General features: G+C 68.1%; 20 protein-coding genes. 8 read left to right on the top strand and 12 right to left on the bottom strand.

The features are described 5' to 3' along the window. Positions 1-42 precede the first annotated feature (42 nt). The 4 genes from HNP51_RS14495 to HNP51_RS14510 form a co-directional block, all read right to left on the bottom strand. Positions 43-525 (bottom strand): copper chaperone PCu(A)C, encoded by a 483-nt coding sequence (locus HNP51_RS14495; protein ID WP_184271883.1) that lies wholly within the window; start codon positions 523-525, stop codon positions 43-45. Between the two features lie 14 nt (positions 526-539). Continuing rightward, entirely contained in the window at positions 540-1,919 is a 1,380-nt protein-coding gene (locus tag HNP51_RS14500; RefSeq protein ID WP_184271880.1) for a PepSY domain-containing protein, read from the bottom strand. Further along, positions 1,919-3,994, bottom strand: a complete 2,076-nt coding sequence (locus tag HNP51_RS14505; RefSeq protein ID WP_184271877.1) for a TonB-dependent receptor domain-containing protein — start codon at positions 3,992-3,994, stop codon at positions 1,919-1,921. Before HNP51_RS14505 ends, HNP51_RS14500 begins: the two co-directional genes overlap by 1 nt. Positions 3,995-4,069: 75 nt before the next feature. Then, positions 4,070-4,456: a hypothetical protein gene (locus tag HNP51_RS14510; RefSeq protein ID WP_184271874.1), complete on the bottom strand. Its 387-nt coding sequence runs from the start codon at positions 4,454-4,456 to the stop codon at positions 4,070-4,072. Positions 4,457-4,583: 127 nt separating this feature from the next. Here HNP51_RS14510 and HNP51_RS14515 point away from each other — a divergent pair, with 127 nt between their 5' ends. Together HNP51_RS14515 and HNP51_RS14520 are read left to right on the top strand one after the other, a co-directional pair. Continuing rightward, entirely contained in the window at positions 4,584-5,993 is a 1,410-nt protein-coding gene (locus tag HNP51_RS14515) for a DUF4139 domain-containing protein (protein ID WP_184271871.1), read from the top strand. Between the two features lie 4 nt (positions 5,994-5,997). Next, complete coding sequence (locus HNP51_RS14520; RefSeq protein ID WP_184271868.1) at positions 5,998-7,611, top strand: DUF4139 domain-containing protein; 1,614 nt, start codon at positions 5,998-6,000, stop codon at positions 7,609-7,611. A gap of 164 nt (positions 7,612-7,775) precedes the next feature. On the opposite strand, the gene pth is transcribed toward HNP51_RS14520, so the two are convergent. The 4 genes from pth to HNP51_RS14540 form a co-directional block, all read right to left on the bottom strand. Beyond that, the gene (gene pth / locus HNP51_RS14525; protein ID WP_184271865.1) at positions 7,776-8,393 is read right to left on the bottom strand and encodes an aminoacyl-tRNA hydrolase; all 618 of its coding nucleotides are present in this window, start codon (positions 8,391-8,393) and stop codon (positions 7,776-7,778) included. A gap of 84 nt (positions 8,394-8,477) precedes the next feature. Continuing rightward, positions 8,478-9,080: a 50S ribosomal protein L25/general stress protein Ctc gene (locus HNP51_RS14530; RefSeq protein ID WP_184271861.1), complete on the bottom strand. Its 603-nt coding sequence runs from the start codon at positions 9,078-9,080 to the stop codon at positions 8,478-8,480. 145 nt (positions 9,081-9,225) lie between these two features. Further along, entirely contained in the window at positions 9,226-10,260 is a 1,035-nt protein-coding gene (locus HNP51_RS14535) for a hypothetical protein (protein WP_260398517.1), read from the bottom strand. A 108-nt stretch (positions 10,261-10,368) separates the two neighbouring features. Beyond that, positions 10,369-11,304, bottom strand: a complete 936-nt coding sequence (locus tag HNP51_RS14540; RefSeq protein WP_184271857.1) for a ribose-phosphate pyrophosphokinase — start codon at positions 11,302-11,304, stop codon at positions 10,369-10,371. A gap of 241 nt (positions 11,305-11,545) precedes the next feature. Here HNP51_RS14540 and HNP51_RS14545 point away from each other — a divergent pair, with 241 nt between their 5' ends. The 3 genes from HNP51_RS14545 (at position 11,546) to HNP51_RS18890 (ending at position 14,469) form a co-directional block, all read left to right on the top strand. Beyond that, entirely contained in the window at positions 11,546-12,361 is an 816-nt protein-coding gene (locus HNP51_RS14545) for an outer membrane protein assembly factor BamD (RefSeq protein ID WP_184272361.1), read from the top strand. A gap of 99 nt (positions 12,362-12,460) precedes the next feature. Further along, positions 12,461-14,158: a DNA repair protein RecN gene (gene recN, locus HNP51_RS14550; protein WP_184271854.1), complete on the top strand. Its 1,698-nt coding sequence runs from the start codon at positions 12,461-12,463 to the stop codon at positions 14,156-14,158. Positions 14,159-14,286: 128 nt separating this feature from the next. Further along, positions 14,287-14,469, top strand: coding sequence for a hypothetical protein (locus HNP51_RS18890; RefSeq protein WP_311769954.1), 183 nt, complete (start codon positions 14,287-14,289; stop codon positions 14,467-14,469). A 70-nt stretch (positions 14,470-14,539) separates the two neighbouring features. On the opposite strand, the gene HNP51_RS14560 is transcribed toward HNP51_RS18890, so the two are convergent. The 4 genes from HNP51_RS14560 to HNP51_RS14575 form a co-directional block, all read right to left on the bottom strand. Then, positions 14,540-15,460, bottom strand: a complete 921-nt coding sequence (locus HNP51_RS14560; protein ID WP_184271851.1) for a cobalamin biosynthesis protein CbiG — start codon at positions 15,458-15,460, stop codon at positions 14,540-14,542. 71 nt (positions 15,461-15,531) lie between these two features. Continuing rightward, entirely contained in the window at positions 15,532-16,047 is a 516-nt protein-coding gene (locus HNP51_RS14565) for a hypothetical protein (protein ID WP_184271848.1), read from the bottom strand. 3 nt (positions 16,048-16,050) lie between these two features. Next, positions 16,051-16,836: an exodeoxyribonuclease III gene (locus tag HNP51_RS14570; protein ID WP_184271845.1), complete on the bottom strand. Its 786-nt coding sequence runs from the start codon at positions 16,834-16,836 to the stop codon at positions 16,051-16,053. A gap of 108 nt (positions 16,837-16,944) precedes the next feature. Then, positions 16,945-17,916, bottom strand: a complete 972-nt coding sequence (locus HNP51_RS14575; RefSeq protein WP_311769953.1) for a hypothetical protein — start codon at positions 17,914-17,916, stop codon at positions 16,945-16,947. A gap of 153 nt (positions 17,917-18,069) precedes the next feature. Between HNP51_RS14575 and HNP51_RS14580 the strand changes: the two genes are divergently transcribed. Genes HNP51_RS14580 through HNP51_RS14590 form a run of 3 tightly spaced genes read left to right on the top strand, consistent with a single transcriptional unit; the run spans position 18,070 to position 20,480 of the window. Then, positions 18,070-19,146, top strand: coding sequence for an MBL fold metallo-hydrolase (locus HNP51_RS14580; RefSeq protein WP_184271842.1), 1,077 nt, complete (start codon positions 18,070-18,072; stop codon positions 19,144-19,146). Further along, entirely contained in the window at positions 19,143-19,919 is a 777-nt protein-coding gene (locus HNP51_RS14585) for an enoyl-CoA hydratase (RefSeq protein ID WP_184271839.1), read from the top strand. The genes HNP51_RS14580 and HNP51_RS14585 overlap by 4 nt, the downstream gene beginning before the upstream one ends. A 51-nt stretch (positions 19,920-19,970) precedes the next feature. Next, complete coding sequence (locus HNP51_RS14590; RefSeq protein WP_184271835.1) at positions 19,971-20,480, top strand: GNAT family N-acetyltransferase; 510 nt, start codon at positions 19,971-19,973, stop codon at positions 20,478-20,480. Positions 20,481-20,519 lie beyond the last annotated feature (39 nt).

Below are 20,519 nucleotides of genomic sequence, written 5' to 3' on the forward strand. Positions count from 1 at the left end.
CGGTCCCCCTCCCCACGAGTGGGGAGGAAAGTCGGGCCGTTGCTACTCCTGCGAATCCACCACCGGCGGCTGTTTCACCGCCGCATGGACGCCAATGGCCGGGGCTTTTTCGAAGGTCAGGGTGAAGGAGGCGACGCCGCCGTCCACCAGCGGATCGCGCAAGCCCATCAGCATGATGTGCGTCGAGCCTGGCTTCAGCTCGACCTTCTGACCGGCGGGCAGGGGCAGGCCGTCTTTCAGCTCGCTCATGCTCATCATGCCGTTCTCCATCTTCATCTCATGGATCTGGGCGCTGTCGGCGAGCGGGGTGGAGACGCTGACCAGCCGGTCTTCGGACCCGGCGGTCAGGGTGACGTAGCAGCCGCCGGCCTTGGCGCCGTTCGGCGTCGGGCGGCACCAGGCGTCGGCGACCGTGACGGTTCCGGGGACGGCGGCGGCGTCAGCGGGCTTTTCCGCCGGCTGACCGCAGGCGGCCAAGGTCAGGGCGGCGGCCGACAGACCGGCCAGGGCGAACAGGGATTTCATCGAGGTGTTCCTTTTTAGGAGGCGACGGTCTTGGACCCGGCGAACGTCCGCACCGCTCGATCGAGCAGCAGGGCGGCCACAAGGCTCAGTCCCGTCAAGGGATAGAGGATGGACAGGGGAATGACGATGCACAGCACCGCCGTCCGGGCGCGAGGGCCGGGGGGCGAGGGCGGGGCGCCCAGGCGACGGCGCGACAGGCTGGGCGGACGGCGCTTCCACCACATGACCAAGCCGCTGATCGCCAGCACCCAAACGGCGATGCAGCCCGCCAGCATCAGGATGCGGTTGATCCAGCCGTACTGCATCCCCTGGTGGACGGCGATGCCCCACTCAAAGCCCTTGGCCATGACGCCGAACTGTTCCCAGCGCAGGTCGGCCTTCACCGCTCCGGTCGCGCCATCGACATAGAGGCTGCGGGCGTCCTCGGCCTGGCGCGTCTGGCGCGCGACGGTCCAGGCCAGGTCGGCCGATTGCGGGATGCTGACGGTGAAGGGCCGGGGCAGGCCCTGTTCACGCGCAGTCAGCAGCACGCGCCTCAGGCTCGGGGCTGCGTGGCCGTGAGTAGGCGCGGGCAGGACGGCGTTCTCCAGCGTCCAGCCTACGCCGGCCGGGGCGTCGTGCGGCTTGGCGTGGCTCCAGGGGCTGGCGGCGGCGGGCGCGGGCGGACGGCCCAGACCCGTGCCGCGCATCACCCCCATGAACTGATCGCCCCAGACGGCGGACCAGGGCATGCCCGTCACCGCCAGGAAGATGATCACCCCGCCGACATAGAAGCCGGTCACGGCGTGCAGGTCGCGCCAGAAGGGACGGCGACCCGCATCGGTTTCCTTCAGCCGCAGCACCGCCCCTTCTCTCCGGCGCGGCCACCACAGATAGAGGCCGGTGGCGCACAGGATGACGGCCCAGCCCGCGACGATCTCGACCAGGATGTTCAGCGCCTTGCCGACCGGCCCGCCGAACAGGCTGAGGGAATGCAGCGCCTTGATCGTCTCGGTCACGCCGCCATAGGCGGTGACGCCGGTGACGCGGGCCGTATGAGGATCGACGAAGACGGTCCGTCGCGAACCGTCCGGGCGATCCACGCGGATGCGCACGGCCTGATCGGATCGCGCCGGGACCAGGACGTTCGCGGCTCGTCCCTGGCCGGCGACGGCCGCCGCCGTCAGCCACTGATCGGGATCGGCCGTCTGCGCGCTGGCCGGGACCTGGATCATGGCGCGATAGACGGCCTGATCGATCTCGTCCTTGAACAGATAGAGAGCGCCGGTCAGCGTCAGCAGCATCAGGAAGGGCATGACCAGCACCCCGGCGTAGAAGTGCCAGCGCCAGACCGCGCGATAGGCGCCGGACATCATGTCCGGCGCCTCGCCCCTGATTTTGGCGGGACGGCCCATCAGTAGGCCAGCCTGACGCCGACGAAGACGGAGCGCCCTTCGCCGGGGAAGAAGACAGCGCTGGACGCGCCGCCGATGGTCACGGCGGAGAACTCGCCGACGTAGCGCTCGTTCGTCAGGTTGCGCGCATCGACATAGACCGAGGCGTTGGACCCGATGTTGAAGCCGCCGGTCAGGCCCAGCAGGGCGTAGTCGGGCGCCTTCGTCTTATTGGCGTAGTCGACATAGGGGCTGCTGATCCGCCACTCGACCGAAGGCGTGACGAAGACGCCCGAGGCATGACGCCAGGTCAGTTCGGCCCGGTACTGATGCTCGGGCACGACCGGCAGGCGGTTGTCGCCCCAGCGCGCATCGCCGTCGAAGCGGAAGTCGCTCCAGGTCCAGGTCTGGCGCAGCAGCAGCGAGCCGCCGGCCAGTTCGACGGGCAGGCGCCAGTCCAGACCGGCCTCGATTCCTTGATGGAGGGTCTTGTCGGCGTTGAAGGTGGCGGCGGGGATGTCCGGGCCGGTGATGAAGTTGAGGATCTCTCCATCGATCTGGCTGCGATAGGCGGTCAGGTCCCAGGCGAAGGCGCCGCGTCTGCCGCGCGTGCCGATCTCGGCGGTCCAGGCGTCCTGAACCTCGACCGGGACGAAGCCGGCCAGCGGGGCCTGCACCAGGGCGCCATAGGTCGGCGGCTCGACCGAGCGGGTGATGTTGGCGAAGACCTGGGCGCCGTCTTCGGCTTCCCACAACAGGCCCAGACGCGGCGAGAACCAGTCGTAGTCGATGCTGTCGTCATTGGCCGGGGCCAGGTGGTCGCGATAGTCGCGCGTAGCCCGCCCCCAGGACCCGCCCGCCACCAGGGCCAGCCGGTCGGTGACGAACAGCCGTCCCTCGGCGAAGACGTCCAGCCCCGTCGCTTCTTGCTTGCCCTTGGCGGTCAGGGCGCCGCGATTGCCGGCGATGTTGACATAACGCAGGGCGTCCAGGTCGCCGTCACGCCAGCTGAAGCCATAGAAGGCGTCGGCGCGCAGGCCCGCGACCTGACCCGTCCAGTCGATGCGGGCGAAGGCGCCGCGCGTGGCGCTGTCCTGATCCACGACCTGGAAGATCGGGTGATAGAGCGACTTCTCCCAACCCCAGACGGCACCCTCGAACAGGGTGGATTCATTGAAGCGCCAGCGCGTCTGCAGCGTCAGGCGCTTGACCGTCAGGTCGCGGGCCTGATCCCCGGTCAGGGCCGAGTTCGAGGCCATGCGCGGCGTCTTTAGCGCCTGATCCAGCGTCAGGGCGCCGGGGATGTCCTGCTTGATGTCCGCCGCCTGGGCGATCAGGCGCACCTCGCGGTCCTCGCCGAACGAGCGCCCGGCGTTGACGGTCAGGCGGCCCTGCGACTGCTGGCTGTGGTCGCGCCAGCCGTCGCTCTGCATGGCTGTGGCGGCGGCATAGACGTCCCAGTCGCCGTGCGTGCGAGCGACGGCGGCGTGGCCGCGCCAGGATTCGAAGCTGCCGCCTTCAAGCTGAAGCAGGTTCTCTTGCAGCGCCGTGCGGCCCGTCGGCGTGACCAGGTTGATCGCCCCGCCCAGCTGCGCCCCGCCGAAACGCAGGGTGTTCGACCCCTTCCACACCTCGATGTAGCGGGCGCTCAGCGCGTCCACGCTCTGGAAGTCGGAGAAGCCGTCGGCGTCGGCGAAGGGCACGCCGTCCTGGGCGAACAGGACGCCGCGCTGGTGGAAGCCCTGGGCGATGCCCGAGCCGCGGATGGAGAGCCGGCTTTCCTCGCCATAGCGTTTTTGGGCGAGGACGCCGGGGACGTTCCTCAGGGTGTCGGCAAAGCCCTGGGCGAAGCGGTCGGCATAGCTCTCGGCCGAGACGACGGCCACAGCGCCGGGGGTGCGGCTGAGGCGATCGCGCGCCTCGGCCACGACGGCGGGGTCTTCGGCGTTGCGGCGGCCGGTGACGATGATGCTGTCGACGACGGTGGCCGGACCTTCAGCGTTCGGCCCCTCAGCCTCGGAGGCATGAGCAAAGGCGGGCGCCAGGCAGGCGCCGATGAGCAGCGCGCACGGCGCGGCAGTGGTCTTGAAAGACATGAAACTGGAATCCTGAAAACAGAAATGCAGCCGCGCGGCCCGTCAGCAGGCGCGCGGCGTCGATAGGTCTGGTTTTCAGGCGTGCGGAGGGGCGGTGGACGGCGGGCGCGGCGGCGCGCGGGCCGGCGGCGGCGGGCTGACGCGGAAGGGCGCATAGGCGACCGGCGCGACCATGCGGACGGCCGGAGCCGGAGCGGGCGCAGGCGGTTCGGGCAGGGCGGCCAGCAGGGGCATGACGCAGGCGGCGCACTTGGCCCCGACGTGCTGGTTGACCGGGCCGTCGACGCCGCCCGTCTGGATCGTCTGCGGCCCCTCGGCCGAGCAGATGACGATGGGCTGGCCGGGAACCGAGGCCGCCAGGGCCGCGAACGGCAGCAGGGTTCCGATCACGATGGCGAACGTCGCGGCCAGGAAGGCCAGCGAGCGCGCAATCGACCAGTTTTCACTCTGGGACCGGGTCACAGGCCGGGGCTTAAACCTTCCCGCAATGTGAAGCCAGAGCCGTCCAGCGCGACGGGACGCCGCGCACCCTCGACAACGGCCGTTTCTCCGTGTCAGCGTGGCCCTCGAAACGCTCAGGGAAGACCTCATGATCCGCGCACTCGGACCCTTCGCCGTCGCCATGCTGCTGGCCGCGCCGGTAATGGCGCAACAGGTGGAGGAGGGGCCGGGCGGACCCGACCGCGTCTCCCTGACCGTCTATAATCAGAACATCGCCCTGGTGGAGGACGTGCGGAACCTGAACGTGCCCGCCGGGCGCTCGCGTCAGGAGTTTCCGGGCGTGTCCGCCAGCATCCGGCCCGAGACGGTCGGCCTGTCGGGACGCGGCCTGTCGGTGGTGGAGCAGAACTTCGACTATGACCTGCTGACGCCCGGCAAGCTGATGGAAAGCGCCGTCGGCGGCGACATCGGCATCGTCCGCACCAACCCCGGCTCGGGCGCGCAGACGACCGAGCGCGCCCGCGTTCTGGCGGCGAATCAGGGCGTGGTGCTGCAGATCGGAAACCGGATCGAGGTGCTGCGCGACGACGGGGTGCCGACGCGGGTCATCTTTGACCGGGTGCCGGCTAACCTGCGCCCACGCCCGACGCTGAGCGTCACTCTGGACGCCGAAGGCGCCGGCCGTCGCGAGACGACGCTGTCCTATCTGACCACCGGCCTGGCGTGGAAGGCCGACTATGTCGCTCGTTTCGACGAAAAAGCGGGCAAGCTGGACCTGACCGGCTGGATCACCATCACCAACAACTCCGGCGCGACCTTCTCGAACGCCCAGACGCGGGTGGTGGCGGGCGACGTCAACCTGGTCAACCAGGGCGGTTACAACCCGCGCGGCGTGGTGCGGCCCGGCCAGCGCGGCAACGGCACGCAGACGGGCGGGCAGGGGGCCTTGGCCGACGTCTATGTCTATCCGCTGCCAGAGGCTGTGACGGTCGCCAATAACCAGACCAAGCAGGTCGGCCTGATCGACGCGGCGGGCGTGCCCGCTACCAAGCGCTATCTGAACGTCATCAATGGCTTCCAGACCTTCGAGGAGCCCGTCGCGGCTGAGGTCGGCGTCATCTTCAGCAATGGATCGGGAAATGCCGCCCGCGCCCTGCCGGCGGGGGTCATGCGCGTCTATGTGAAGGATGAGGCGGGCGAGCCGCGCTTCATCGGCGAGGATCAGGTCGATCACGCGCCCGCCGGGTCCGAGATCGTCATCACGACGGGCGAGGCCTTCGATGTGACGGTGCAGCCGCGTCTCGTCTCCAGCACCGCCGCGCCCAAGTCGTCCTACTATCGGTGGCGGACCCGCTACGCGATGGAATACACCGTCCGCAACGCCCGCCCCCAGCCGGTCACGGTCGAGGTGCGCCAGCGCGGTCTGGGGCGCGACACAGAACTGAGCGAGCAGAGCATCGCGGGCGACCTGCGCGACGCCAACACCGTGGTCTGGCGCGTGCCCGTGCCCGCCAACGGCGAGACCAAGCTGACCGCGACCATCACGACCGGCGGCTGATCCCATGCTCCGCCTGCTGGCGATCACCACGGCCCTGAGCTTGATCGCGCCCTCGGCGTGGGCGCAGACGGAAAGCGTCTCCGCGCGTCCCGATACGGCGACGGTGGTCATCTATCGCGACCGGCCTGTGAACACCGTCGAACTGATGGCCCAGTCCCGCCAGCCGTGGAGCCGGCTGGACCAGCAGGGGCTGGCTTTGATCGTCGAGACGCGGACGGTGGACCTGCCGGCGGGCGAGGGGATCATCCGCTTCCGGGGGCTGGCCACCGGCGTCGTGCCGCAGAGCGCGGTGCTGGAGGGCCTGCCCGCCCATGTGGTCGAGCGCAACGCCGACTTCGACCTCTTGTCGCCCGCCAGCCTGATTGAGAAGTCCGTAGGCGAGGTCGTGCGCGCCGTCCGCACCAATCCCGCGACCGGCGAACAGGTCGAAAAGGCCGCCGTGATCCGCGCGGGCGCGCAAGGCACGGTGCTGGAGATCGACGGCCGCTTTGAGGCCCTGGACTGTTCCGGCCAGACCGAGCGCGTCATCTTCGACCGAATCCCTGAGGGCCTTGGCGACCAGCCGGTGCTGTCCGTCCGCACGCGGGCCGAGCACGCCGGGCGCCACACCGTCACCCTGGCCTATCTGGCGACGGGGCTGCAGTGGTCGGCGGACTATGTGGCGCGGCTGAACCCCGACGGGCGGACGCTGGACCTGACTGGCTGGGTGACCCTGGCCAACTTCGGCGGCACCGGCTTCCCTGACGTGCCGGTGCAGGTGGTGGCCGGGACGCTGCGGAAGGACGACGGCACCGTGCCGGTCGAGCCGGTCATCCGCTATCCGCAGACGGGCTGCTGGCCGCAGGGGACGACGACCCTGGGCAGCGGACTTGAGCCGACCTACAAGCAGGATCGCGTCGAATACAACGGGCCGCCGGTGGTGGTTTATGGGGCGCCTGTTCCCGCAGAGCGGAACTCCGTTGTCGGAGAGATCGTCGTCACCGGCAGCCGGGTCGTCCGTCAGGGCGAGTTGGGCGACTACAAGATCTATACCCTGCCGGAGCCCACCACCGTGGCCGCACGCCAGACCAAGCAGGTCCGCTTCATGGAGCGCGCGGGCGTGGCCTATGACCGGGTCTACCGGGCCTGGGTCGATGCAAATGACAGCGCCGAGGCGCAGCCGGCCGAGATACAGCTAAGGCTTCGCAACGAGGCCCGTACGGGCCTGGGCCTGGCTCTGCCGGGGGGGACGGTGGCGGTGATGCAGCCCGACGGCGCGGGCGGCGTCCTCCTGGCGGGCGAAGATCGGTTCGTGGACAAGGGCGTGGGCCTGCCGGTGCGTTTGTCATTCGGCCAGTCGCCCGACGTGCGGGTGGCGACGCGGCGCGTGTCGTCCCGTTCCGCCCGGGACCAGGGGGGCAGGGCGCACCGCGCGGACATGGAGATCACCGTCACCAATGCGCGCAGCGAGGCCGTGACCGTTGATCTGTCGCCACAGGCGGCGGGACGGCGGGGCTTCCGTATTCTCAGCCAGTCGATCCGCAGCCGCATCGACGACACCGGCTATCCGGTCTGGACGATGATAGTGCCCGCCAACGGCGCGACCACGCTCAAGGCGGCGTGGACGACGACGGATTGATTTCCTGATTCTCCCTCCCCTTCATGGGGAGGGTGGCTGAGGCGAAGCCGAAGCCGGGTGGGGGCGGCTCGGCTATTCACGCGCAATGCCTAGTATCGCCATGCCCTCCCCACCCGGTCGCTGCGCGACCACCCTCCCCATGAAGGGGATGGAGAGGCGTCGCGTTACTCTCCCCGCGCGGCCTGCCGTGGGCTGAACTTGGGCGCCGGGGCCAGGCGCATGACCTCGCCCTGATAGCGTTCGTCGTCGCCCGCCACGGCGAAGGGCAGGGCGTCAGCGCAGGCTTGCAACAGGGCGTCCAGCCAGGGCTTCTCGGCCTTGTGGAAGTCGCCCAGGACGTGCGGCATGACCAGATGGCTCTCGCCCGGATGGCCGATGCCCATGCGGCCCCTGCGGAAGTCGGCGCCCAGGTGGCTGATCAGGCTGCGGATGCCGTTCTGACCCGCCGCGCCGCCGCCGGTCTTCATGCGGAAGCGGCCGGGGGCCAGGTCGATTTCGTCGTGGAAGACGATGATCTCGCTGGGTTTGATCTTGTAGAAGCGCGCCGCCTCGCCGACCGCGCGGCCGCTCTCGTTCATATAGGTCTGCGGCTTCATCAGCAGGACCTTGACCGGGCCGTCAGCGCTGTCGACTTCGCCCTCGCTGACAATCGACTGGAACTTGGCCCGCTCGGGCCCGAAGCGCCAACGGCGCGAAATCTCGTCCACGGCCATGAAGCCGATGTTGTGGCGGTTCTTTTCGTATTTGGGGCCCGGATTGCCCAGGCCGGCGATGATGATCATGGGGCCCTCTTGCCCTGTGCTCCGGGCAAAGAAAAGCCCCGCCGGGCGAACCCGGCGGGGCTGATCTTCGACAGTGGAAGAAGCTTAGGCTTCGACGGTCGTGTCGCCGGCTTCCGACTGGGCAGCGGAAGAAGCCTTGATCGTAGCGATCATGAAGTCGCGGTCAGCGATGACCGTCGTCGCGCCCTTGGGCAGGACGATGTCCGAGATGCGGATGTTTTCGCCGATTTCGCGACCCTTCAGGTCAACGACCAGTTCGTCCGGGATCAGGTCGGCGGCGACCAGGATCTCGACCGAGTGACGGACGATTTCCAGCATGCCGCCAGCGCGGGTGAACGGCGCTTCGTCAGCGTTCTTGAAGTGAACGGCGATTTCGATCTTGACCGGTGCGTTCGCATCGACGCGCATCAGGTCGAAGTGCAGCGGGCGGTCCGACACGGGGTCGAACTGGACCGTTTTGGCGATGACCGGCTGGGTCTCGTCGCCGTATTTCAGGGTCACCAGGTGGCCCAGCAGCTTGCCGGTGTAGAGGGACTTGCGGAAGTCCTTCTCGTTCACCGAGATCGAGACGGGGGCTTTGTCGCCGCCGTACAGGATGCCAGGCACAGCGCCCGAGCGACGAACAGCGCGCGCGCTGCCGGTGCCTGCGCCTTCACGGACGTCAACGTTCAGAATGATCTCGGCCATCGGGCTCGCCTCAATAACTACAGATACGCCGCGCTAACCGGAGCCCGCGCGACGGGGTCATGAACCCTCGAATTCAAGAGGGCGGGCTATTACACGGAACAGGGGGGGCGCGCAACCGCCCCGGTCGTTTCAGCCCGCCTTGGCGTCAGTTCATGCCGCTTCCCGGCGTGGGAGTCGATGCGGCGATGGACACCACCGGCGTTGCTGGAGTCGGCGTAGGCCCCGTGTACTGGGCCGTACAGGTGGCCAGGTCACGCACGATGTGGCGGCCGGCGCAGAACATGTCTTCGTAACTTGGGCGCGACGCAGCCAGGCACTGGAACAGCATCAGCTTGGACATATTGGTGCAGAATTCGTTGTTTGATTCGGTCGTCAACGCATCCGTGTTGGTCTTGGCCTCGTCTCCGGCGGCTCCCAGGGCGGCCAGGGCGGCGATCGCCAGCGAGTTGACCATGGCGGGGGTGAAGGGCGCGCTGCGCTGCGCCGGGGTCAGGCCCAGACCGGTTCCGCTATTGGCGGCGGCGAACAGCCGGGCGCTGTCCTCGGCTGAGGGGAGCTGGGGGACTGACAGGGTCTTGGCCGACTGCAGTCGTGTGTCGCGATGGGCGACGGGGCTGACGGCCCAACGGCGGCGCGGGTCGCGGCGTTCCTGGATCGTATAGGCGTCGGCTTCCACCGCCTCGGCGATGGCGGTCAGGGCCTCGATGTCCTTGCCCATGGTAGAGGCGATCAGGCCAGCCGCCGCGTCGGCGCCAGGCAGGGTGGCCGCATAGGCCGGGTCGGCGACGATGCTGGCGATCATCTGCTGACGCAAGGCAGGCGTGGAAGCGAACTGACGCACGCCGGCGACATACTCCGGCGACTGCAGGGCCAGGATCGAGCCATAGGCGATCATGCCGCGCGACAATTGCACAGGATCGGAGGCCGAGCCTGTTCGCACGGCAGCCTGAATGGACTCGGCGTCGGGGAAGCCTGCCTTGATCGACCCGACCTGACGGACGTAGGTCACGTAGATCGAGGCGGCCTCAGCCACGCCTTGGTTCAGGCTGACCGGCGGAAGCGGCGCGACCACAGGGGGTGGAGGCGGCGCTTCCGGTTCGGGCGTCGAGCAGCTGGCCAGGATGGCGGCGGCGGCGATGGCGGCGACGGACAGGCCGCGGCGCAAGAAGGCCTGAGACATCGGCGAACTTCCCTCAAATCGAACGCGGGGCGCGGCCCCTGAAACCAGGGCGGGGCGCGCCCCAGAAACTGATGCGTCTATATCGCTGAGGGAATGGTTATTCGAAGGTTAATCGAACAGCTTCGAGACCGATTCCTCATTGGCGATGCGCCGGATAGCCTCGCCGATAAGAGGGGCCACGGATACCGTGCGAATCTTTCCGCACTTCAAAACTTCGTCAGGTTGTTCGATGGAATCGGTGATCACCAGCTCCTTGAGCGGGCCGTTGGTGACGCGCTGGACCGCCGGTCCGGACAGGACGCCGTGGCTGATATAGGCCGAGACCTCGGTCGCGCCGCGATCGATCAGGGCCTGAGCCGCATTGACCAGGGTGCCGCCCGAATCGACGATGTCGTCGAAAAGGATGCAGCGGCGGCCTTCGACGTCGCCGATGATGTTCATGACTTCGCTCTCGCCCGCCTTAGGGCGGCGCTTGTCGACGATGGCCAGGTCGGCGTCGAGACGCTTGGCCAGCGAACGGGCGCGCACCACGCCGCCGACGTCGGGCGAGACGATCATCAGATCATCGCCGCGCGGGTAGTGGTCCTTGATGTCCTGGGCCAGGACCGGGGTGGCGACCAGGTTGTCGGTCGGAATGTCGAAGAAGCCCTGGATCTGACCCGCGTGCAGATCCATCGTCAGGACGCGGTGAGCGCCGGCGCGAGTGATCATGTTGGCGACCAGCTTGGCCGAGATGGGCGTGCGGCCGCCGGTCTTCCGGTCCTGACGGGCGTAGCCGAAGTAGGGCATGACCGCCGTGATCCGCCGCGCCGACGCCCGCACCAGGGCGTCGGTCATGATCAGCAGCTCCATCAGGTTGTCGTTGGCCGGATAGGAGGTCGACTGGATGATGAAGACGTCCTCGCCGCGGACATTCTCTTCGATGACCGCGAAAACCTCGTTATCGGCGAATCGTTTCACCTGAGCCTTGGTCAGGGGCATGTCGAGGTGGGTGGCGATGGCCTGGGACAGAGTCCGGTTCGAATTGCCAGAGAGCAGCTTCATTACCGGTCATCCTTTTGCCGTCATCGCTGCGCCAATGAGCGCAGTCGTTTCTGGACGCGCTCTTTAGCAGCGGATTGCCTAGCATCAACCCGTCATGACGGATTTCGCTGCATTGGCATGGTCGCAGTGGCTGCTATAGAGGTCGCCGTAACGACAGCGGCGCACCGGGGGTGCGCTGTGACCAAGGCATCTTAAGAGGTCGCCCTTGCCCGCTTCGAAGTCCCGCTCCGGCCTGATCCTTATGACGGTCGCCGTCGCCGCCCTGACGGTTTCCGCCTGCTCCGGGACCAAGCCGCGTCAGAAGCTGGCCTATGAGGAGCGCCCGGTCGAGCTGCTCTACAACACCGGCTATCAACGGCTTCAGTCCAAGCGCTGGACCGACGCCGTCGACTATTTCCAGGAAGTGGAGCGTCAGCACCCCTATTCGGAATGGTCGCGCCGCGCGATCCTGATGCAGGTTTACGCCTACTATCAGAACAACAACTATCAGGACGCGATCGCGGCGGCTGACCGCTTCATCGCCTTGTTCCCGGGCAATCCATCTGCGGCCTACGCCTTCTACATGCGCGCCATCTGCAACTTCGAGCAGATCGTCGATGTGGGTCGCGACCAGGCCTATGCCGAAGCCGCTCTGGCCGGTCTGCGCGATGTGGTGCGGCGTTATCCAAGCACGCCTTACGCCACCGATGCTCGGGTCAAGATCGACATGGTCAATGACCAGCTGGCCGGCAAGGAGATGGCCGTGGGCCGCTTCTATCAGCGCGCCAACCAGCCGCTGGCGGCCCTGAACCGCTACAAGGCCGTGATCAACAACGAAGCCTTCCAGCGCAGCTCGCATACGCCGGAAGCCCTTTATCGTCTGGTCGAGGTCAACGTCGCCCTGGGCCTGACGGAAGAGGCGACGCGCAACGCTGCTGTCCTGGGCTACAACTATCCAGGCAGCCCCTGGTACGCCGAGGCCTACGCCCTGCTGAGCGAGCGTGGCGTGCGCCCTGACGTGCAGCCTGAGGCCAAGCGCGAGAGCTGGCTGCAACGTATTATTCCCGGCGGGGCTTGAGCCTCGCGGGACCGATTGGTCGGCCTGGTTGCGGAAAGACGCTGCGTTCCCCTTCTGTTTCCGTCTAGAGTGGGACGTAACGTCGAATCAAGCTGACCCATGCTGACCACACTCTCGATCCGTGATGTCGTCCTCGTCGACGCCCTCGACCTGGAGGTCGGCGAAGGCCTGACCGTGCTGACCGGCGAGACCGGGGCCGGAAAGTCCATCATTCTCGACGCCCTCGGCCTGGCCCTGGGCGCGCGCGGCGACGTGGGTCTGGTGCGCGCCGGCGCCAAGCAGGCGGTGGCCACCGCCGTCTTCACCGCCCCCGACGACGCCGCCCTCATCGACCTTCTGGCCGAGCGCGGCTTCGAGGTCGCGCCAGGCGAGGAGCTGATCCTGCGCCGCGTCGTCTCGGCCGACGGCCGCAGCCGGGCCTACGTCAACGACCAGCCGGCGGGCGTTACGGCCCTTCGTGAGATCGGCGCCCTGCTGGTCGAGGTCCACGGCCAGCACGAGACGGTCGGCTTGCTGGACTGGAAGACCCACCGCGCCCTGCTGGACAACTACGGCGGCCTGCAGCCCCAACTGTCGGGCGTGGCCGCCGCCGCCGAGCGGCTGAAGGCTGCGCAGGGGCGTCTGGACGAACTGGAGGCCTCCGCCGCCGAAGCCGCCGCCAAGGCCGAGGAGATCGCCCTCAACCTGGCCGACCTCGACGCCCTGGACCCCCAGCCCGACGAAGAGACCGAACTGGCCGGCGAGCGCGCCATCCTGGGCGCTTCTGAAAAGGCCGTGGCCGATCTGGCCGACGCCCGCAATCTGCTGGGCGGGGACAAGCTGAGCCAGCGTCTGGCCTCGGCCCTGCGCGCCGTCGAACACGCCCGCCAGCGCGCGGTTCAGGCCGGCGCCGAGGGCGACAACCTCGTCATCATCAAGCTGGGCCTGGCCGCCGAGGCGGTGGACCGCGCCCTGGTCGAGGCGACGGAAGCCGTCGCCGCCGTCGACGCCGCCGCCGACGCCTTCGATTTCGAGCCGGGCCGTCTGGACAAGGCCGAGGAGCGGCTGTTCGCCCTGCGCGCCGCCGCCCGCAAGCTGAACACTACGGTCGACGCCCTGCCGGCTCTGCGGGTGCGTCTGCGCGAACAATTGCGCCTGATCGAGGACGGGGCCGAGGCTCTGACCAACGCCCGTCGCGACGTGGCCGTGGCGATCGAGGCCTATGACGCGGCCGCCATGCTGCTGACCTCGGCGCGCGAGGCGGCGGGCGACCGCCTGACCGCCGCCGTCATGGGCGAGTTGGGTCCGTTGAAGCTGGACCGCGCCCGTTTCCGCGTCACCCTGGACCCCATAGAGAACCGTCGCGGTCCCTTGGGGGGCGAGACGGTGCGATTCGAGGTCGCCACCAACGCCGGCACGCCCTTTGGCCCGCTGGACACCGTGGCCTCGGGCGGCGAACTGGCGCGCTTCGCCCTGGCTATGAAGGCGGCCCTGGCCAGCCGCGAGGACCAGCGTCAGCCGGTCATGATCTTCGACGAGGTCGATCAGGGCGTCGGCGGCGCCGTGGCCGAGGCCGTCGGCGGGCGTCTGCAACGTCTGTCCAAGGGCGCCCAGGTCCTGGTCGTCACCCACAGCCCCCAGGTCGCCTCGCGCGGCCACGCCCACTGGAAGGTCCGCAAGGCCGACGTGGACGGCCACACCCGCACCTCCATCGACGTGCTGGACCCCCATCCCCGTCAAGAAGAAATCGCCCGCATGCTGTCGGGCGCCGAAATCACCGACGAGGCGCGGGCGGCGGCGCGGGTGCTGATCGGGTAGGGCGATGCGCGACGACGGCACGGAAGGCTTCTGGGTCTATATCGTCGCCAATCACCGCAACGGCGTGATCTATACCGGCCACACGGACAACCTTAGGCCGTCGCACGCATGAACACGCGTCCGGTCTGATGCCGGGTTTTAGTCGCGACGATGGCTGCAGGACGCTGGTCTGGGCCGAGTGGCACGAGACCCGCGAAAGCGCTTTTCGACGCGAGCGCGCCATCAAGGAATGGCGGCGCTCGTGGAAGCTGCGGCTGATCGAAGAACGGAACCCGACTTGGCGCGATATGCTGGCGGACTATGTGACCTAGTCCCCACCCTATCCGCTCATCCCGGCGAAGGCCGGGATGAGCGGATAGGGTGGGGCGGGAAAATGGAAGCTCAGACCCCCAGGATCCAGCCTTCTTCGCTTTCGACCTGGGCGATCAGCGCTTCGTCAGCCGTCTTGGGCGCAGCGAAAGCTTTTTGCAGGGTTCCCGCGTCGTCCATCTGGGCTAAGGATTCGGCGGCGGTGCGGACCTGGGCCTGGGTCTTGAATTCCTTGACGCCTTCGCCGTTGATCTTGCGCTTGGCGTCGAACAGGGCGGGCCAGACCTCGACGACGAGGGCCGACAGCGGCTCGACATCGGCCTCAGTCAGTTCGCGCCAGCCGGTGTTGAAGGGCCAGACGGCGGCGGAGGCGCCCAGCTTGTCCAGCAGGCGGCGCAGCATGGGCACGCCCAGCAACGTCAGGCCGCCGACGGCGCCCGCGCCGTGCATCTGCCAGACGCTCTTGGGCGGCAGCTTGTCCTTGCGTGCGGCCAGTTCGGTGGCGCGGAACTCGGGAATGTCGGCGCCGGCGCCTTCGGGCGGCTTGGTCGTGGTCAGCCAGCGCTGAGCCTGGCTGGCGGGCGCGCCCCAGAAGGGCCAGGGCTGGTCCGTCATAAGCCGGTTCATCTTGGCCGCGACCTGATAGCGGTTGTTGGTGTTGTCGGCCTTGTCGACGATGTTGGCGGCCAGGAACTTGCCCATGGCCTCCCACGGCCGACCGTCCAGCTTCAGCCGCGCAGCCGTGCCGGCGGGGAAGCCGAAGTCGAAGTCGAAGCCGACCAGGACGCGGTCGCCGCGCTTCCTGTGTTCAGCCAGCAGGTCGGCGATCAGGGCTTCGCCCTCGGCGCGCGTGGCGACGTTGTGGGTCTCGGTGTAGAGGCGGAAGCGCACGTCGCGCTTGGCGACGCCGACCCACAGGGTCTGCTCGCCCAGCTTCTTGCCTTCGGCGGCGGTCCAGTCTGCGATGATGTAGGCGTCGAAGAGACGGGCCACGGCGGGCTCCTGAAACACAGTAAACAGTAGAGGCGGCTTCTAGCCTTCCGCAGCGGGGGCGGGAAGGGCGATCAGCGCTTCATCAGGGCTTCGACGTGCGACAACCAGCGGCGCCCCAGCCGCAAGGCCTCGGTCGGCGATCCGGTGGAGGCGGGCAGGTCGGCGTTCCACAGGGCCAGTTCGAACTCGGGGCTGCGCGTGTCGTCGAACATCAGGCGCAGAACCACCTGTTCCGCCTCAGGCACGACGACGTCCAGATCCTTGCGCACGGCGCCGCGTCGGGCGCGGGCGACGACATGGCCGTCCACGATGATCTCGCCGCCCTCGACCTCGTCAAAGCCATAGACCAGGCCTTGCGAGCCGCGCTTCCACAGCACGACCACCTGACCGCCGTCGAAATCCAGCCCGGCGGCGCGGCCTTCGGCGGGGGACAGAGCCTCGGTATCAGCCTTGACCCCCAGCGACTTCATCAGCGCCCGCTTCAGCCGCCGCTCCGGCTCCATCCACCAGGACAGCATCAGGGCGCCCGTCGTCAGGAAGGCGGCGGTCAGGGCGATCAGCAGGATGACCCTGAACGCCTCGCTCATGGGTCAGGCCTCCAGATCGAGGTCAACCACCACGGGGACGTGGTCGCTGGGCTTGTCCATGTCGCGGGCGTCACGGTGGGTCTCGATGCCGCGGAACCGGTCGGTCGCCTGGGGCGACAGCAGGGCGTAGTCGATGCGGATGCCGTTGTTCCTCTGCCAGGCGCCGGCCTGGTAGTCCCAGAAGGTGTAGGTCCCCTTGGGCTCGCCCCCCAGGTCGTGGGCGTCCGACAGGCCCAGCCACTTCATGGCGTTCAGCGCCGCGCGGGTTTCCGGCTGGAACAGGGCGTCGTTGACCCAGTCCTCGGGCTTGGCCGCGTCGTCAGGCGTCAGGATGCAGTTGTAGTCGCCGCATAGAGCCAGCGGCTCCTCATAGGCCAGCAGGGCCTTGGCGTGGTCGTGCAGTCGCTGGAACCAGGCCAGCTTATAGGGGAACTTCTCGGTGCCGACGGGATTGCCGTTCGGCAGATAGATCGAGGCCACGCGGACAGGAACCGGGGCCTCGATCAGCGCCTCAATGTAGCGGGCCTGTTCGTCTGCGTCGTCGCCGGGCAGGCCGCGCCGGATGTCGGACAGCGGAAACTTCGACAGGATGGCGACGCCGTTATAGGTCTTCTGACCGTGGGTCTCGACGTTGTAGCCCAGACTTTCGAAGGCCTCGCGCGGGAATTTCTCGTCCACGCATTTGATTTCCTGGAAGCAGACGACGTCAGGATTGGCGGCTTCCAGCCAGGCCAGCACAGTGGGCAGGCGGGCGTTGACCGAGTTCACGTTCCAGGTGGCGATGCGCATGACCGTAAGGCTAAGGCGAGCCGCGTTCACCGTGAAGGGGTTGGCGAAAACAAAGACGCCGCCGGAGTGATCCGGCGGCGCTTGGTTCGTTCAACGATCTGATGGCGCTTAGGTTTGGGGCGTCGAGGCGGGCGCCGTCGTCGTCAGCTTGCAACCGCCGCCGATCTGCTGGGCCGTGGCGCAAGGATAGACTTGCTGGACTACACGTTCAGCGTTCAGGCGGACGATGACGCCTTCAGCGCCGGCGCAGGTCATCTCGACGAACCGGCCGTTGGCGTTCTGGCCCATCAGGCGGACCTGCTGCACGTCGCAAGCGGCGGCGTCCGAGCCGGGCAGCCAGGACTTGACCGTGGCGGCCTGCTCAGCAGGGGTGGTGAACTGGCAAGAGCCGCTCTGGCCGAGGACCTGTAGGCATTCGGTCTTCTCCCAGCCTGTGGCGTTCTTCTCGATCCAGTAGCCGTCCGCGCCGGCGCAGCCGACTTCATAGACGACGGCGCCATTGCTCGACTGACCCCGGACTTTGACTTCATCAACCGTGCAGGGGACGCCGGCCTGGGTCGCGTAGGCTTTCAGGAAGCCCTGGATGTCCTGGTTGGCGGGCAGGCTGCAGGCGGGGCTGGCGGGGGCTTCGGGATTGGCGGCGCGGGCAGCCTGGGCCTGGCTGTCGAGCACGACGCAGTCGACGATCTGGGGCGGGGTCGAGGCGACCAGGATATAGCCGGGCGCGCCGGCGCAGGCGGCCTCGTAAACATTGACCTTTGCTTCATCCGCGCTGAGGCCCAGCAGCTTGGCTTCCGTCACCTGGCAGGAGGTCGAGGCGGCGGTAAAGATAGCCTCCACCTCAGCCTTGGTCACGGCGGGATCGGCGGGGGCGGCGGCTTGCTGACGTTCCCGCTGCTGGCGACGTTCGTTGCGGTCGCCGCCGATACGGCCGGGCATGACACGCTCGGCCTTGGGTTGCTCGCCCTGCTGGGCGGCCGCGCCGGATTGTTCCTGGGCGACGGCGAGGGCCGGGCTGAGGGTCATGATGGCCAGGCCGGCGGCGATCCCCACGGCGCGGCTGAAACGTTTGATGGTCACGGAAAGGGCTCCTCGGCCTCTACTGATGTCGAAAGCCTTGGCGGGGTCCGGCTTTCTGGTCAAGCGCCGCCCACGACGTTGTCGTGCGGGCGGCACTGGACCCGGTCATCGCAATCCGCTTAAAACTGACGCCAGTTGCGATTGGAGACTGACTTGGCGGACGGCGCGATAGGCGATGAGGCGACGACGACCCTGCGCGGCCTGACCTATCCGTCCGGGCCGCCGCCAGAGGCTGGCCAGGCGGTCGAGGTTGCGCCGGGCGTGCTGTGGCTGCGGTTGCCGCTGCCGATGACGCTGAACCATATCAACGTCTATGCTCTGGCGGACGGCGACGGCTGGACCCTAGTGGATACGGGGTTGAAGACCAGCGCCTCTCGCGAGGGCTGGGAAGCGGCGTTCGCCGGGCCGCTGGGGGGCAAGCCCATCAAGCGCGTGATCTGTACCCATATGCACCCCGACCACATCGGTTTGGCCGGCTGGCTGTGCGCGCGCTTCGACGCGCCTCTGCTGATGTCGCGGCTGGAATATGTGACGGCGCGGATGCTGTTGGCGGACACCGGCCAGCCGGCCCCGGATTCGGGTGAGGTCTTTTATCGCGCAGCCGGCTGGAACGACGAGCAGATCGCGCGCTGGCGGACCGGCTACGGCGGTTTCGGCAAGGCGGTGGCGGCCATGCCTGCGGCCTATCTGCGCCTGTCCGAAAACGATGTGTTGCGCATCGGCGATGACGACTGGCGCGTCGTGATCGGCGAAGGACACAGCCCCGAGCACGTTTGCCTGTGGCGCGAGAGCGACGGCGTCTTGCTGTCCGGTGATCAGATCCTGCCGCGTATTTCCTCCAATGTTTCCGTCTGGCCGACCGAACCCGAAGGCGACCCCCTGGGCGAGTGGCTGCGGTCGCTGGCGGCGTTAAAGGCGCGGCTGCCGGGCGACCTCTTCGTCCTGCCGTCGCATGGCGAGCCCTTCTACGGCGTCACCACCCGGCTGGAAGCCCTGATCCGGGGCCACGAGACCGCATTGAAGCGGCTGGAGCGGACGCTGAAGACGCCGTCTCGCGCCGTTGACGTCTTCTCGGCCCTGTTCGCGCGCCCGGTGGGCGACGAGGTGCTGAGCATGGCGACGGGCGAGGCGATCGCACATCTAAACTATCTGGCCCGCGAGGGGCGGGTCCGGCGCAGCCGCGATGAAGCGGGCGTTGATTGGTGGACACTGACGGAGGCGGCGCAATGAGCGAACACATCAAGACGGATCTGGACGGCGGCGTCCTGACGGTCGCCTTTAACCGGGCGGACAAGAAGAACGCCATCACCCAGGCCATGTACACGGCTCTGGCCGAGGCGACCGAGCGGGCCAAGGCCGACGACGCCGTGCGCGTGATCCTGTTCCGCAGCGAGGGGGATTCCTTCTCGGCCGGCAACGACATCGCCGACTTCATTTCGCTGGGCGCGCAGAGCAGCGGCGATCTGGTCGAGATGGGGGTGTTCCGGTTCCTCAAGGCCCTGGCCGATCTGGACAAGCCCGCAGTGGCCGCCGTGCGTGGACGCGCCGTGGGCATCGGCCTGACCCTGCTGCTGCATTGCGACATGGTGGTGGTGGCCGAGGACGCCCTGCTGTCGGTCCCCTTCGTCAACCTGGCCCTGGCGCCCGAGGCGGCGTCGTCCCTCTTGCTGCCGGCGACCATCGGCCACCAGCGGGCGTTCGAGCTGTTCGCCCTGGGCGAGGCCATCGACGGCAGGACGGCCCTGGCCTGGGGGTTGGCCAATCGCGCGGTCGCCGCCGATCAGGTCGAGGCCAAGGCGCGCGAACTGGCGGACAAGCTGGCGGCGCGGGCGCCCAACTCGATCCGCAAGACCAAGGCCTTGATGCGCGACGCCGAGACCCTGTGGTCTCTGATGCAGCGCGAGGCCCACGCCTTCGGTTCGCAGATGCGCAGCCCCGAGGCCATGGAGGCTTTCATGGCCTTCAGCCAGAAACGCACGCCCGATTTCTCGAAAGCGGGCTGATTTCGCGCAAACGCGATTGATTCGAGGGGGCAAGGGGTCTAGGCGCCGCGCATGAACGCCGTCGCCGCCCCAGTATCCGTCGAACCCGCAGCCCCCGTCCGCATCGTGCGAGAACGATCGGGGGATGCGGCGGCGATCGACGCCCTGGTTCTGGCGGCCTTTGGTCCCGGTCGGTTCGCCAAGACGGCGGAGCGGCTGCGGGAGGCCGCTCAACTGGCCGTCGGCTTCACCGCCTTTGAGGGCGAGCGGTTGATCGGCTCGGTGCGGCTGTGGTCGATCATGGCGGGCGAGGCGCGCTCGGTCTTCCTCGGTCCCATCGCCGTGGATGCGTCCAGCCGTCGCGGCGGGCTGGGCGCGGAACTGGTGCAGGCCTGCGTCGAGGAGGCCAGGGCGATGAAACTGGACGGCGTCCTGCTGATCGGCGACCCGCCCTATTTCTCGCGCTTCGGCTTCGTGGCCGCGCCAGACGCCGTCTTCAGCGGGCCGGTGGATCGACGCCGGATCATGTGGCTGCCGATCACCGATGCAGCGCCGATCGGAGCGGTCCATCCAGTGGCCTGAGGGGCGTTCGACCTTCCTTTGCCGGGCGACGCGCCCCAT

The sequence above is a fragment of the Brevundimonas bullata genome (assembly GCF_014207965.1).
GTDB classification, from domain to species: domain Bacteria; phylum Pseudomonadota; class Alphaproteobacteria; order Caulobacterales; family Caulobacteraceae; genus Brevundimonas; species Brevundimonas bullata_A.